The following is a 14,437-nucleotide window of genomic DNA, read 5'->3' as shown; positions in this document are numbered from 1 at the left end:
ACACATGGGCGTCACGCTCGCCAAGGGAGGCAATGTCTCCCTCTCCAAGGTCGCACCCAACCTCACCCAGGTGCTGGTCGGGCTCGGCTGGGACGCACGCTCCACCACAGGAGCCGATTTCGACCTCGACGCCAGCGCACTGCTGTGCCAGTCCGGCCGCGTGCTCGGCGACGAGTGGTTCGTCTTCTACAACAACCTCACGAGCCCCGACGGCTCCGTCGAGCACACCGGTGACAACCTCACGGGGGAGGGCGACGGCGACGACGAGTCCGTCATCGTCCGTCTCGACCAGGTTCCGGCCCACTGCGACAAGATCATCTTTCCGGTCTCGATCCATGACGCGGACAACCGGGGCCAGGCGTTCGGCCAGGTCAGCAACGCCTTCATCCGTGTGGTCAACCAGGCCGACGGCCAGGAACTGGCTCGATACGACCTCAGTGAGGACGCCTCGACGGAGACCGCGATGATCTTCGGCGAGCTCTACCGGTACAACGGCGAGTGGAAATTCCGTGCAGTCGGCCAGGGGTACGCGTCTGGCCTGCGAGGCATCGCTCTAGACTTCGGCGTCAACGTTTCATAACGCCGTGCTCGGGCCGAAAGGCCCCAGGCGCGGGGGAGCCCCGACACACCGGGGGAGACCCTTTACCAACACGATGGGGTAGCCAGTGGTACTGAAAACCTTCGGCTGGTCGTTCGCGGTCACCGCGCTCGGCCTGGTCGCAGCGATTTTCTACGGGGGGTGGCAGGCATTCGGCATCGTCGCGATCCTGTCCGTCCTGGAGATTTCGCTGTCCTTCGACAACGCGGTGATCAACGCCGGAATCCTGAAGAAGATGAATGCCTTCTGGCAGAAGATCTTCCTCACCATCGGCATCCTCATCGCCGTCTTCGGTATGCGACTGGTGTTCCCCGTCGTGATCGTGGCCGTGAGCGCCCAGCTCGGGCCGATCGAGGCCATCGATCTTTCCTTCAACGACCCGGACAGGTACAAGGAACTGGTCACGGACGCCCATCCGTCGATCGCCGCCTTCGGTGGCATGTTCCTGTTGATGATCTTCCTCGACTTCATCTTCGACGAGGACCGTGACATCCACTGGCTGCGCTGGATCGAGCGTCCGCTCGCCAAGCTCGGCAAGGTCGACATGCTGTCGGTCTGCGTCGCGCTGATCATCCTGCTCATCACCGCCATGACCTTCGCGACCCAGGCCCACCAGCACGGTGGCGGGCACGTGGACAAGGCGGCGACGGTCATGCTCTCCGGCATCGCCGGTCTGATCACCTACCTCGTCGTCGGCGGGCTCTCCGGATTCTTCGAGGGCAAGCTCGAAGAGGAGGAGGAGCGCGAGCACGAGGCCGAGGAAGAGGCCAAGGAGAAGGGCAAGCCCGTCACCGGGGTCGCCCTCGCCGGGAAGGCCGCGTTCTTCCTCTTCCTCTACCTGGAAGTCCTGGACGCCTCGTTCTCCTTCGACGGCGTCATCGGCGCCTTCGCGATCACCAACGAGATCGTGCTGATGGCCCTCGGCCTCGGCATCGGCGCCATGTACGTCCGGTCGCTCACCGTCTACCTGGTGCGCGAGGGCACGCTCGACGACTACGTCTACCTGGAGCACGGCGCGCACTACGCGATCGGCGCGCTCTCGATCATCCTGCTGATCACCATCCAGTACGAGATCAACGAGTTCATCACCGGCTCGGTCGGCGTGATCCTGATCGCCCTCTCCTTCTGGTCCTCGGTCCGGCGCAACCGCGCGCTCGCCGCGGAATCCGGCGGGGACGGCGGCTCGGGAAGCAAGTCCGAAGTGTCCTCCGGGGTGTGACCCGGTAAGGATTGAGGAACGCTCTCTGCGGGGCGGCCCACACGGCGACGGCTCTCCGGGATCTCCCGGACCCGGCCCGGTGGCCGCCCCGCAGTGATGTCCGGGCGCGCGAACAGGTGGGGGTTGGTATGGGATTCTTCGACGGCCTGTGGCAGGGGCGCGCGGCGCAGTTCGACTCGGGCAACTCGACGTCGAGCGCGATCGTGCTGTCCAAACGGAACGCCACGATCTCGCTCAACAAACAGGGAGCCCTGTCGGGCAACCTCCGGGTCAACCTGTCCTGGCGGATGCGGACCTCGGACATCGAGGGCCGGTCCCGCCAGAGCGGCAGACTGCGGCGCCCCCTCAAGCTCTTCCAGCCCGAAGTGGTCCAGGCGCACACCCAGGGCGTCGTCAACGTCGACCTGGACCTCGGCTGCATGTACGAGCTGACGGACGGCACCAAGGGCGTCGTGCAGCCGCTGGGCAGCCTGATCGGCGACCTCAACGGCCCGCCCTACGTCCGGCTCAGCGGCGACGACCGGTTCGGCGCGCCCTCGGGGGAGACGGTCTACGTCAACCTCGACCAGCGCGACCAGATCAAGCGGTTGCTGTTCTTCGTCTACATCTACGACCGGACACCCGCGTTCGACCGTACGCACGCCAAGGTCACGCTCTACCCGGGCAACGGCCCGCGCATCGAGATCGAGCTGGACGAGCGCGCACCGCAGGCCCGCTCCTGCGCGGTGTTCACCGTGGAGAACATCAAGGACGAGCTGATCGTGCGCCGTGAGGTGAAGTTCGTGTACGGCTTCCAGTCGGAGCTGGACCGGCTGTACGGCTACGGCATGCAATGGGGGCGCGGCTACAAGTCCCGGACCTGAGCCCGGGCAGCCATGGAGGCCGGAGGACGGACACGGGGATCAGAGCGGGGCGGCTCAGGACCGGACGAACTGCGGACCTTGTGGAGGCAGCGCGAAATGGGGGTCGGGCGCGTGCGCGGCGGCCGCCGCGGGCTGCGGATAGCCGTACGCGGGCGGCTCGGCGGCAGGCTGCGGATAGCCGTACGCCGGCTGGTGGGCCACGGCGGCGGCAGCGGGGTGCGCGACCGGCGGCGGATAGCCGTAGGAGGGCTGCTGGTGCTGGACCGTGGCCTGGGAGTCCGGCGTGGGCCCCGGCGGGACGGCCGGCGGCGGGGGCACGGCGGCCGGGAGGGGCCCCGCACCCGTCGGAGCGGCCGGGTCCTGCGGCCCGCTGACCGCCTGCGCCCCGTTCACGGCCTCCGACTCGTCCACCGAGATGCCGAAGGCGGTGGCCAGGCCGATCAGGCCGGTGGGATAGCCCTGGCCGACCGCGCGGAACTTCCACCCCTCGCCGCGACGGTAGAGCTCGCCGCAGATGATCGCGGTCTCTTCCCCGGTCTCCGGCCGGACATCGAACACCGCCAGCGGCTCGCCCTCGGCGAACGCGGCGTCGAACAGGAGTATCCGCAGATCCAGGACCTGCTCGAAGGCGGCTCCGTCGGACGAGGCCGCGATGACCACCTGGTCCACCGACGCGTCGAGCGCCCCGAGGTCCGCCTCGACCGTGTCCGTCAGCCCTTCCGGGACGCTGCGCTTCGGCAGCCGCCGGACCAGACCGGAGGGATGCCGGGGCTGGTTGTAGAAGACGAAGTCCTCGTCGGACCGCACCCGGCCGGACGCACCGAGGAGCAGGGCGGAGGCGTCCACGTCGGGAACCCCGGCGCCCGGGGTCCAGCGCAGCACGGCCCGGACGGCCGCAGCATCGACGGGGACGTTCGAGCCCTTCAGCATCGTGTGCGTCATGACCGTCATCCTGCCTGCTGGGGGCCCGTGCGGACAACGCGGGGGGCGGCACGACCGTGCCCGGCGGCGGTACGGGCAGGGCGCGACGATACCCCGAGAGGGGGTCGGACAAGGCGCGGGTAACCGGAAATTCATGTACATGGGGAACTGTTGACACCCGTCCGTACGTACTATTACCGGCCATACATTGTTCGGCCGGTCAGGCAGTTCGGGGGAAAATCATGCGTCACTTCGGGCACATATCGCCCACTGCCCGCGAGGGTCTGTTCTTCAGGGAGCCCAGCACCTTCACCGCGGACTCCCCGGCACGGATGCTCTCCGTCGCCCTGGGAGCCACGCTCTACTCCCCGGCCACCCGGCCGTCGCTCGCCGACGACGTGCTCAAGCAGGCCGCGCGCGGCGTCGTCTCCATGGTGCTGTGCCTGGAGGACTCCATCGACGACGCCGAGGTCACCGACGCCGAAGCCAATCTGATCAGGCAGTTTGCCGCGCTGGCCGCCCGCGACGCGGCATCGGGGAACGCCGTGCGGAGTCCGGAGGACGCCACGGGCACGGCGGGCGCGGTGGACGCCGACGCACCGCTGCTCTTCATCCGCGTACGTGAGCCGGCTCAGATCACCGACCTGGTGCGGCGCCTCGGCGACTCGGTCCGGATGTTGTCCGGTTTCGTACTTCCCAAATTCACCGAAGATCGTGGCCGACAGTTTCTGGAGGCGCTCGCCGAGGCCGAGACGGCGTGCGGACGACGACTCTTCGCCATGCCGGTACTCGAATCCCCCGAACTGCTCCATCTGGAGACGCGCGGCGAAATCCTCCAGGGCATCGCCCGCAGCGTCGAAAAGCACCGGGACCGGGTGCTCGCCCTCCGGCTCGGCGTCACCGACTTCTGCTCGGCCTACGGACTGCGCCGCGCGCCCGACATGACGGCGTACGACGTCCATATCGTCGCCTCCGTGATCGCCGACGTGGTCAACGTGCTCGGCCGGGCCGACGGCACCGGCTTCACGATCACCGGCCCGGTCTGGGAGTACTTCCGACGCCAGGAGCGCATGTTCAAACCCCAGCTGCGCCGCAGCCCCTTCCTGGAGGGCCGGGCCGAGGAACTGCGTACGGCCCTCATCGAGCACGACCTCGACGGACTGCTCCGGGAGATCGAGCTCGACCGTGCCAACGGGCTGCTCGGCAAGACCTGCATCCACCCGTCGCACGTGGCGCCGGTCCACGCACTGTCCGTGGTCAGCCACGAGGAGTTCACCGACGCCCAGGACATCCTGAGCCCCGAGCGCGGGGGCGGCGGGGTGCTGCGCTCGGCGTACACGAACAAGATGAACGAAGTGAAGCCCCACCGGGCCTGGGCCGAGCGGACGCTCCAGCGGGCCGAGGTCTTCGGGGTGGCGAAGGAAGACGTCGGCTTCGTGGACCTGCTGGCCGCCGGCCTGACGAACTGAGCGCGCATCGATGAGCGAGCGCGCGACGAGAGAAGAGACCGTGGACGTGGTGTGGTCGGGCAGCTGGGTGGCGGAGCGGCTGGGAGTCGCTCTCGAAGGCGACGGAGAACTCCAGGAACTGCTGGGCCTGGCCCTGCGCCGCAACCCCAAGCGGGCGCATCTGCTGGTCTCCAACGTGCTGGGCAAGCATGTGCCCCAGCGGCCCTCCGTCGTCCACGGGGCCGGATTCGAGCTGGGTGAGCGGGTGCGGGCGCTGCTCGGCGCCCAGGAGGCCCGCCGCGCGGTGGTCCTCGGGTACGCGGAGACGGCCACCGGCCTCGGCCACGCCGTCGCGGACGGCCTGCGGGACGCCCCGTACCTGCACTCCACCCGCCGCCCGGTGGCCGGCGTCGAGCAGGCGGGCGGCTTCGAGGAGTCGCACTCGCACGCCACCTCGCACCTGCTGCTGCCGGAGGACCGCGACCTGCTGGCGAGCGGCGGGACGGGGGCCGACGCCTCCGTGCTGGTGCTGGTCGACGACGAGTTCTCCACCGGCAACACGGTCCTGAACACCATCCGCGCGCTGCACGCCCTGCACCCGCGCGAGCGGTACGTCATCGTCGCCCTGGTCGACATGCGCTCGGCCGGCGACCGCGACCGGCTGACCGTCTTCGCCGCCGAGATCGGCGCCCGCGTCGACCTCGTGACGCGCAGCACCGGAACGGTCGCCCTGCCGGACGGCGTGCTGGAACGCGGCCAGGCCCTGGTCGCTGCACAGGAGGCGGAACAGGCGGGTCGGGCCGAAGAGGCCGCAGGGGCCGTCGAGGACGTGGACTCCGCCCCCGTGACCCGGGTCCACCTCGACTGGCCGGCAGGCGTCCCCGACGGAGGCCGGCACGGCTTCACCCCCGCCCACCGGGCCGTCCTCGAAGCGGCTCTCCCGGCCATGGCGGACCGGATCGCGGCCGAACTGGGCGACGCGGCCGGCCCCGCTCCCCGCCACGTCCTCGTCCTCGGCTTCGAGGAGCTGATGTACGCCCCGCTGCGCCTCGGCACCGCCCTCGAAGCCGCGCTGGGAGCCGACGCCGAGGTCCGCTACTCCACCACCACCCGCTCACCCGTCCTGGCCGTCGACGACCCCGGCTACGCGATACGCACCCGCCTCGTCTTCCCGGCCCACGACGACCCGGCCGACGGCCCCGGCGACCGGTACGCGTACAACGTCGCGGGCGCCGGCTTCGACGCGGTGGTCGCCGTCGTCGACTCCACCGCGGACACCCCCGAACTGCACGCCCCCGACGGACTGCTGGCCCGGCTCGCCGAGCACACCGGCCACGTCCTCCTCGCCGTCCTCCCCTCGTACGTCCCGGCCACGGCCGCCCCCAGCGGCGTACCCGGCACCCCCACACCCGCCCCCGAACGGCAGGAGCCCGCCGTGCTGCCCGAGCCCCTCCGAGGCCCCGACTTCTCCAGTTACGCGCCACAGGACGTCGGCTGGCTGCTCCAGGACCTCTCGGACACCGAGCTGGAAGCGCCCACCGAGGAGCGCGAGGAGGCCATCCAGAGCGGCGGCGCGCACTACGCGGAGTCGCTGCCCGTCGAGTACCAGCCGAGCGCCGAGTACCAGGCCCTGTTCACCGCCGCCCTGGAGGCCTCCGCCGCGCGCATCGCCCGCGCGGTCGGCACCGTCACCGAGACGGTCCTCGCCGAACGCGGCCCCCGCCCCGTGCTCGTCTCGCTCGCCCGCGCCGGAACCCCGGTCGGCGTGCTGATGCGCCGCTGGGCCCAGCACCGGCACGGCCTGGACCTGCCGCACTACGCCATCTCCATCGTCCGGGGCCGAGGCATCGACGCCACCGCCCTGCGCTGGCTGGCCGCCCATCACGACCCGGCCGACGTGGTGTTCGTCGACGGCTGGACGGGGAAGGGCGCGATCACCCGCGAACTGGCCGCTGCCATAACCGAGTTCGAGGCATCGGGAGGACCCGCCGGCTTCGACCCGGAGATCTCGGTGCTGGCGGACCCGGGCGGCTGCGTCCGGACGTACGGCACCCGCGAGGACTTCCTCATCCCCTCGGCCTGCCTCAACTCCACGGTGTCCGGCCTCATTTCCCGTACGGTGCTCCGCGCAGACCTGGTCGGCCCCGACGACTTCCACGGCGGAAAGTTCTACCGGGAGCTGGCGGACTCCGACGTCTCGGGCCTCTTCCTGGACACGATCGCTGCCCGCTTCGACGAGGTGGCGGGCCAGGTCGAGGCAGCGGCCAAGGAGCTCCTCGCCGCCGACCGCGCCCCGACCTGGGAGGGCTGGGCCGCCGTGGAGCGGATCAGCGAGGAGTACGGCATCCACGACGTCAACCTGGTCAAGCCGGGCGTCGGCGAGACCACCCGGGTCCTGCTCCGCCGGGTCCCCTGGAAGATCCTCGCCAAGCGCGGCGCGGGCGCGGACCTGGAACACATACGGCTGCTGGCCGAGCAGCGCGGCGTCCCGGTCGAGGAGGTCGACGACCTCCCGTACAGCTGTGTCGGTCTGATCCACCCCCGGTTCACACGCGGCGCGACGGGCGCGGACGGCAAGGCGGTGCAGGGCGCATGAGCACGACCTCACCGGCCACCCTGGTGGCCAGCGACCTCGACCGTACGCTGATCTACTCGGCGGCCTCGCTCGACCTGTCGATGCCGGACGCGGAGGCGCCCCGGCTGCTGTGCGTGGAGGTGTACGGCCACAAGCCCCTCTCGTACATGACCGAGACGGCCGCCGCCCTCCTCACCGAGGTGGCGACCACCACCGTCTTCGTCCCGACGACGACCCGCACCCGCGAGCAGTACCGGCGCATCCACCTTCCCGGCCCCGCCCCCCGGTACGCGATCTGCGCCAACGGCGGCCACATCCTGGTCGACGGGGTCTCCGACCGCGACTGGCAGAAGCGGGTGGAGGCCCGCATCGCGGAGGAGTGCGCCCCGCTCACCGAGATTCGCGCCCACCTCGCCACCACCGCCGACCCGGCCTGGCTGCTCAAGGAACGGGTCGCCGAGGACCTCTTCGCCTACCTCGTCGTCGAACGCTCCCTGCTGCCCGAGGAATGGGTGAAGGAACTGGCCGCCTGGGCCGGGCCGCGCGGCTGGACGGTCTCCCTCCAGGGCCGCAAGATCTACGCGGTCCCGGCGCCGCTCACCAAGAGCGCGGCGATGCACGAGGTCGCCCGCCGCATCGGCGCCACGCGCACGCTCGCCGCCGGGGACTCCCTCCTCGACGCGGACCTGCTGCTCGCCGCCGACCTCGGCTGGCGCCCCGGCCACGGCGAACTGGCCGACGAGGGCTGGCGGGCCCCGCACGTGGTGGCCCTGGAGGAGCGGGGCGGAGCGGCGGGGGAGGAGATCCTGCGCCGGTTCCTGGCGGCTTCCGCTGCGTGAGGGCGCGGCTTGCGCGAGGCTGGGGGCATGACCAAGGGCAACGACACCACGATCACGGACGAGCTGTACGCGTACATGCTGGCCCACAACCCGCCGCTGGACCCGGTCCAGCGGGAGCTGGTGGACACCACGTACGCACGGTTCCCCGATCACGCGGGCATGCAGTCGGCCGAGGAACAGGCCCCGCTGCTCGCCTTCCTCGTCCGGCTGGTCGGCGCCCGGCACGTGGTGGAGGTCGGCACGTTCACCGGCTTCAGCGCCCTCGCGATGGCCCAGGCGCTGCCCGCCGACGGCACGCTGATCGCCTGCGACATCTCGGAGGAGTGGACGGCGTACGGCCGGGAGGCCTGGGCGAAGGCGGGCGTCGCGGACCGGATCGACCTGCGCATCGCCCCGGCCCTGGACACCCTGCGCGCGATGCCCGCCGAGCCGCACATCGACTTCGCCTACCTGGACGCGGACAAGGGCGGCTACATCGCGTACTGGGAGGAGCTGGTGCCCCGGATGCGGCAGGGCGGGGTCATCGCCACGGACAACGTGCTCTTCCACGGCGGGGTCACGGACCCCGGGGCGACCGGTCCGACGGCGGCGATCAAGGAGTTCAACGACCACGTGAGCGCCGACGACCGGATGGACAGCGTCCTGCTGACGGTATCGGACGGCCTGACGCTGTCCCGCAAGAAGTAAGGCCCCCGGCCGTCGCGGGGGCCCCTCCCGGCCGGGCTCAGCCGCAGCACCCGCCCCCGCAGCAGCCTCCGCCCCCACCGCCGCCGGACGGCGCGGGAGCGGACCCGGCTCCACCGCCCACGGCCACGGCGGACAGCAGCTTGACGGTGTCGTCGTGGCCTGCGGGGCAGGAGGCGGGGTCCGAGGACTGGGCCATGGGACGGCTGACTTCGAACGTGTCTCCGCAGGTGCGGCAGCGGAATTCATAGCGAGGCATGGGCTCAGGCTAGAGCCATCGCCGGCAGGGGGCCACGCCCCCCTGCCGGTCGCCTCAGGAGCCGGGCGGCCGGAATGCTGGGCGGCCGGACCGCCGGACCGCCGGGCGGCTGGACCGCCGGACCGCCGGGCGGCTGGACCGCCGGACCGCCGGGCGGCTGGACCGCCGGGCCGCTCGCCTCAGGAACCGGAACCGGAGCCGGTACCGCGTTCCTCGCGGATGTCGGAGACCACCCGGGCGGCGGTCTGCCGCACGGCCTCGGTCTCGGTCAGGAAGTGCCAGTAGTCGGGGTGGCGCCCCTCCAGGCCGGCGATGGCGCGTTCCAGCCGGGCCACGGAGTCGTCCAGGGGCCGGGCGTGCCGGGGGTCGGGCGTGTGCCGGCCGGTCATGGCGAGGCGCTGGGCGTCCCGCACCGCGAACCGGGTCCGCTCGATCTCCTGCTGCGGGTCCTTCGCCACGGCGTTCAGCTGCTGCAACCGGTCCCCGGCGGCGGAGACCGCCTCGTCCGTGGCGTTGAGCAGGGCACGGACCGTGGACAGCCGGGACGTGGCGTCCGCCCAGCGCTGCTCGTCGCGCGCCTTCGCCGCCTCCGCGAGCTTGTCCTCGGCCTGCCGGATGTTGAGGGCGGCCTGCTCCGGGACGGGCTGGAGGTCCTGCCAGCAGGCGGCCGAGAAGCGTCGCCGCAACTCGCTGAGCACCGGCTCCACCGAGCCCGCCCGGGTCGTCAGGGCCTGGGCGCGGGTCCGCAGGGACACCAGCCGCCGGTCGATCTCGGCGGCCCGCTCGGGCAGCCGCTCCGCCTCGGTACGCACGGCCTCGGCATCGCGCAACACCGCATCGGCCCGCTGAAGGGTCTCCGCGACGCCGTGCTTTCCCGCGCCCTGGTTCAGCTTGGTCAGCTCCGGGGCGAGCGCGGCGAGCCGGGCGGCCAGCTCATCGGCCCGCAGCCCCGCGGCCCGGGCGCCGTCGAGGGCGTTGCTCGCTCCCAGGAGCGCCTGCCGGGCCCGCTCGACGGCGGGGGCGAGCCGGGCGAGCTGCGTCTCCGCGCTGCCCAGCAGGGGCCCGAGCCCCTGGGCGAAGCGGTCCAGCTCGCCCTTGACCCGTACGAGGTCGTCCTTGGCCCGGTTCAGCTCGGTGCGGGCCCGGGAGGCGACGGCGGGCTCCAGATCGTCCCGGTCCAGGTCGTGGCTGTCGACGGCGGTGATGTAGGTGTGGCTGACCTCGTCGATGCGCCGGCCGAGGGCGGCGAAGTCATCGGAGGCCTTGCGGCCGCGCGAGGAACTGTCCACGGCGTTGATGGTCTCGATGGAGATCCTGAGATCACGCTGGGCGCTGTCCAGCTCGTAGAAGGCCTCGGCGGCGGCGTCCTTCGCGGCCTGCGCCTCGGCCCGCTCGTTCTCCCCGCGCCCGCCGAACCACCGGCGCGTACCGCCACCGGCGAAGGCGGCGGGCACCGCGGCGAGCACGAGGGGCACGGGCAGGAGCATCAGCACCAGCAGATCCCGGGCCCCGGAACCGCGTCCGCCCGGCCTCCGCGACCTCCCGGGGGCGTCCTGCCCCGACAGGCCCTGACCACTCTGGACGGCGGAACTTCCACCCGCTCCTGCCTCCGGCCGCGCGTGTGTCGCCGTCACATCCCTCTCCCGTGCCGATTCGCCCTGCCCGGTACATTCTCCCACCAGGTAAGGACGAACACACGGGTCGGTTAGTTCGCGCTTCGCACAGTGACTTGGCCGTTGTCGCTGCGGGCCTTCACCACATGGGCGCTGTCGTCGCCGCGCGGCACCCCGATCGAGACGTCCCCGTTGTCGGCGGAAGCGTTCACCGCGTACTTCTGGCCGCCCGGCGGCAGGTCGATGGTGATGCCCCCGTTGTCGCTCACGGTGTCCACGAGGTCGGGCACGGTGCTGAAGTCCAGCCGGATCTCCCCGTTGTCGGCGCGGGCCACCACGGAGGAGGCGGATATCCGGTCCGCCCGGATCTCCCCGTTGTCGCTCTTCAGCTTCAGCGCGCCGCGGGTGTCCCGGACGTCGATCTCCCCGTTGTCCGACGAGAGGTCCAGTGCGCGGTCGAAGCCGGTGGCGCTGATCGTCCCGTTGTCCGACGAGGCCGTCACAGCGACCCCACGCGGCACCTTCACCCGGTGCCGGGCCTCGCAGTTGTTGATCAGCGCGTCGCACTTAACCCGGAGCGTGAGAGTGTCGCCCTCCATGTTCCAGACGGGGTCGGGCCCACTGCCCAGCACCACCCACCCGTCGACCTGCCGCTCCACCTCGACCTGCTTCACGTCGGCCGGCACGAGATCCACGGTGGCGTTCTCGGAGTCGATGGTCAGGGTCTTCCCCTCCAGGGCGAACGATTTGCGCTCCACGGGGGCACCGTCGACATCCGTACCCCCGCACCCGGTGAGAGCCAGGGCCAGCAATGCGACCCCGCCCCCCAGAGCGAGGGCCCTCCCGGTTGTCCCACGGAGCGTGCGGGTCGCTGCGCTCGTCACGATGTCCACGGTGATCGGTCCCCCAGTGCGTGCTGCCGGACGGTGCCACCGGACGTCGTTGCCGGTGCACTCAAACCGTATGCACCGACGCCCCCCGACGGGATCCGGACGGCTACCGTCTCGTGGTGGGGTTATCCCCCGCACCCGGCCCCGACGAGCGGCCAGGAAGGACGGCCCGGCCCCGCCCGGGAACGGTTTATGAGCAGGGGCCCGGGTCCATGTACGCTGTTGCCTCATCCACGGGTGCGTAGCTCAGGGGTAGAGCGCTGCTCTTACAAAGCAGATGTCGGCGGTTCGAAACCGTCCGCGCCCACCAGTACGAAGACCCCCAGTCGATCATGGCTGGGGGTCTTTGACATCCACCTCTGACATCAACGGGCGCGGTCACCCACGGTCGGGCCGCTGCCGCTAGGGCGGACCTTTCCTGTATGGCCGCCCGTGCTCCAGCCAGGTGCATCAGACAAGAACCAAGCTCGCAGGTTCACGATGATGACTTCGACGTAGGTGCTCAGACCCAGGGATGGGTTGGCGATGGCGATTACCTGACTGGCTGTCAGTGGTGGACCTTAGGCTTTCACCATGCGCAAAGGTGCGATCAGTCGAGACGGTGTCTTCAAAGCTCTGACGGAGTATGACGAGCTGGGTCAGGACGGGTTTCTGTCCAAGTACGGGTACAAGCCGGCAACCGGGTATTTCCTCCTGCACGAGGAACGAACATACGACTCCAAGGCCATCGCTGGTGTGGCTCACAAGTTCGATCAAGGTCGAGCGTTGAAGCCGGACGAGCTGAGCGGCGGGAGGTCACACGCAGCCAGGTGGCTGGCCCGACTCGGCTTCACGATCCGTTCGTCCCGTAGCCCCGACTGGACCCGTGACGAGATCATCCTTGCTTGCGACCTGGCCATGGCCAACGGTTGGAAGCGACTGGAGTTCGACGACCCACGTGTGATCGAGCTGTCTGCGTTGCTCCAGGCCATGCCGATCCATCCTGAGGAGCTACGTAACGAGCTGTTCCGAAACCCCAACGGCGTAGCGCGTAAGACGGTTGACATCACATGTCGGCATCCCGACTACAGGGGCAAGCCCACGAACGGGAACGTCCTGGATGTCGAAGTCATGAATGACTTCCTCGCCCGGCCGACTGAGATGGCGAAGGTAGCCCTGCGTATCCGGCAAGGCCTTGTCGCAGGGGAGTTCCAGGAGCTATCACCCGAGGCCGAGGAGGAAGACGACTTCAGTGCGCCCGAGGGTAGGTTGCTGCTTGGTCGCCACCGGAGCCGTGAGCGGAACAAGGCCTTGCGCAAGAGGAAAATCGATGCGGTAGTGGGCGAGGGCCGACAGCTCGCTTGCGAGTCATGCGGCTTCGATTTTGAGCAGATCTATGGTGACCGCGGAAGGGGGTACATCGAGTGCCACCATGTTGTTCCGCTGCACGAGGCCGGCGAAGGGCGCACCAGGCTCAGCGATCTCGCACTCATCTGTGCCAACTGCCATCGCATGATCCACCGGCGCGCGCCATGGCCGACGCCCGGAGAACTGCGAGCCTCCATAGAGCAGAAGCATGCAGACGACAGGCGGGCTGCGGCAGTCCTGGCGCGACCGCGCAGGGCAGCCGACGAGCAGATGCCGAACCTGTGAACCGACATCCGCTGCTGACGTCGACAGTGGCGCACAACAGCAGTCGGGGAAGCTTTTGATGGCAGCCGCGGCCGTGCCAGCCAGAGTGCTTGACCACCTCCGGCCGAAATTTCCCAGCAGATGTCGGCGGTTCGAAACCGTCCGCGCCCACCAGTACGAAGGCCCCCGACCGGTCATGGTCGGGGGCCTTCGGCGTTCCTCGCGCGCTCGTGGTCAACGCGTGCGGTCACTCACCGCCTCCGCGATCGACAGGCTGTTCTCGTAGAGGTGGTGCCGGGTGATCCGGCCGTCCTCGACGGTGAGGCGCAGTGCGAACGGGCCCTCGAAGGATCTGCCCGTCGCACGTACGGTGCCCGACAGGTGTCCCGTCAGGACGGCGTCGGCGCCGTCCACGAGGAAGGCGTCGATGGAGGCGCGGGCGTCCTCGGGCACGGTGTGCTCCATCAACTCCGCTGACTGGGCGGCGCATTCGGCGGCCGTGGACCGGGGGCGGATCCACGGTACGGCCGGGTTCTCGGCGAGCAGCCAGTCGACCTCGTCGGCGAAGAGTGCCGTGAGCCGCGCCGTGTCCCCGGCCAGCCGGGCGGCGAGGAAGTCCTGGATTACGGCCCGGGTCGTAGCGGCGGGGGAAGGTGCGGCGCCGGCCGAGCTTGCCGTGAGGGTGGGGGGTGTGACGGACATGGCGCTCTCCTCGCTGCTGGGGCGGGGCCCGTCAGGGCTTCCCGTCGATGGGTTCGATCCTGCCGGGGCGCGTGCACGCGGTCGATTACGCCTGAGGTAATGCCGGAGGTGCTGAGGGAGGGGATGAGGGGGGCTTCCTTGGGGTGCGCGTACCGGTGCGCCTGCCGTGCGACGGACCGGCCTAACCTGAGCCGGTGTGCTGCGAGAGGGGCGTA

General features: G+C 70.4%; 13 protein-coding genes and 1 tRNA gene. 9 read left to right on the top strand and 5 right to left on the bottom strand.

The features are described from left to right. Positions 1 to 4 precede the first annotated feature (4 nt). The 3 genes from IE272_RS02950 (at position 5) to IE272_RS02940 (ending at position 2,680) form a co-directional block, all read left to right on the top strand. Complete coding sequence (locus IE272_RS02950; protein ID WP_047176401.1) at positions 5 to 580, top strand: TerD family protein; 576 nt, start codon at positions 5 to 7, stop codon at positions 578 to 580. Between the two features lie 85 nt (positions 581 to 665). After that, entirely contained in the window at positions 666 to 1,817 is a 1,152-nt protein-coding gene (locus tag IE272_RS02945; protein WP_050361310.1) for a DUF475 domain-containing protein, read from the top strand. Positions 1,818 to 1,945: 128 nt separating this feature from the next. Continuing rightward, positions 1,946 to 2,680, top strand: a complete 735-nt coding sequence (locus IE272_RS02940; protein ID WP_050361309.1) for a TerD family protein — start codon at positions 1,946 to 1,948, stop codon at positions 2,678 to 2,680. Between the two features lie 54 nt (positions 2,681 to 2,734). Here IE272_RS02940 and IE272_RS02935 read toward each other — a convergent pair whose 3' ends face one another. Continuing rightward, positions 2,735 to 3,622 carry a TerD family protein gene (locus IE272_RS02935; protein WP_050361308.1) on the bottom strand — a complete coding sequence of 296 codons (888 nt, stop codon included), beginning with the start codon at positions 3,620 to 3,622 and terminating at the stop codon, positions 2,735 to 2,737. Between the two features lie 221 nt (positions 3,623 to 3,843). Here IE272_RS02935 and IE272_RS02930 point away from each other — a divergent pair, with 221 nt between their 5' ends. Genes IE272_RS02930 through IE272_RS02915 form a run of 4 tightly spaced genes read left to right on the top strand, consistent with a single transcriptional unit; the run spans position 3,844 to position 9,150 of the window. Continuing rightward, complete coding sequence (locus tag IE272_RS02930) at positions 3,844 to 5,070, top strand: HpcH/HpaI aldolase/citrate lyase family protein (protein ID WP_190006188.1); 1,227 nt, start codon at positions 3,844 to 3,846, stop codon at positions 5,068 to 5,070. Positions 5,071 to 5,080: 10 nt separating this feature from the next. Continuing rightward, the gene (locus tag IE272_RS02925; protein WP_190006187.1) at positions 5,081 to 7,645 is read left to right on the top strand and encodes a phosphoribosyltransferase; all 2,565 of its coding nucleotides are present in this window, start codon (positions 5,081 to 5,083) and stop codon (positions 7,643 to 7,645) included. After that, positions 7,642 to 8,463: an HAD family hydrolase gene (locus tag IE272_RS02920; RefSeq protein ID WP_056706698.1), complete on the top strand. Its 822-nt coding sequence runs from the start codon at positions 7,642 to 7,644 to the stop codon at positions 8,461 to 8,463. The genes IE272_RS02925 and IE272_RS02920 overlap by 4 nt, the downstream gene beginning before the upstream one ends. A gap of 27 nt (positions 8,464 to 8,490) precedes the next feature. After that, complete coding sequence (locus tag IE272_RS02915; RefSeq protein ID WP_047176394.1) at positions 8,491 to 9,150, top strand: O-methyltransferase; 660 nt, start codon at positions 8,491 to 8,493, stop codon at positions 9,148 to 9,150. 37 nt (positions 9,151 to 9,187) lie between these two features. Here IE272_RS02915 and IE272_RS02910 read toward each other — a convergent pair whose 3' ends face one another. The 3 genes from IE272_RS02910 to IE272_RS02900 all read right to left on the bottom strand — a co-directional run bounded on the left by IE272_RS02910 (position 9,188) and on the right by IE272_RS02900 (position 11,912). Then, positions 9,188 to 9,406, bottom strand: a complete 219-nt coding sequence (locus IE272_RS02910) for an FmdB family zinc ribbon protein (RefSeq protein ID WP_073741761.1) — start codon at positions 9,404 to 9,406, stop codon at positions 9,188 to 9,190. A gap of 179 nt (positions 9,407 to 9,585) precedes the next feature. Continuing rightward, positions 9,586 to 11,040 carry a coiled-coil domain-containing protein gene (locus IE272_RS02905; RefSeq protein ID WP_373304145.1) on the bottom strand — a complete coding sequence of 485 codons (1,455 nt, stop codon included), beginning with the start codon at positions 11,038 to 11,040 and terminating at the stop codon, positions 9,586 to 9,588. A 71-nt stretch (positions 11,041 to 11,111) separates the two neighbouring features. Further along, the gene (locus tag IE272_RS02900) at positions 11,112 to 11,912 is read right to left on the bottom strand and encodes a DUF4097 family beta strand repeat-containing protein (protein ID WP_190006186.1); all 801 of its coding nucleotides are present in this window, start codon (positions 11,910 to 11,912) and stop codon (positions 11,112 to 11,114) included. 232 nt (positions 11,913 to 12,144) lie between these two features. Between IE272_RS02900 and IE272_RS02895 the strand changes: the two genes are divergently transcribed. Together IE272_RS02895 and IE272_RS02890 are read left to right on the top strand one after the other, a co-directional pair. Next, positions 12,145 to 12,219 (top strand) — tRNA-Val (locus IE272_RS02895). 263 nt (positions 12,220 to 12,482) lie between these two features. Next, complete coding sequence (locus IE272_RS02890) at positions 12,483 to 13,541, top strand: HNH endonuclease (protein ID WP_056706691.1); 1,059 nt, start codon at positions 12,483 to 12,485, stop codon at positions 13,539 to 13,541. 213 nt (positions 13,542 to 13,754) lie between these two features. Here the strand turns inward: IE272_RS02890 and IE272_RS02885 are convergent, their stop codons facing one another. Next, positions 13,755 to 14,222, bottom strand: coding sequence for a nuclear transport factor 2 family protein (locus IE272_RS02885; protein WP_190006185.1), 468 nt, complete (start codon positions 14,220 to 14,222; stop codon positions 13,755 to 13,757). Positions 14,223 to 14,437 lie beyond the last annotated feature (215 nt).

This window comes from Streptomyces anulatus (assembly GCF_014650675.1).
GTDB classification, from domain to species: Bacteria; Actinomycetota; Actinomycetes; order Streptomycetales; family Streptomycetaceae; genus Streptomyces; species Streptomyces anulatus.
This window is presented reverse-complemented; position numbering and strand designations above follow the sequence as displayed.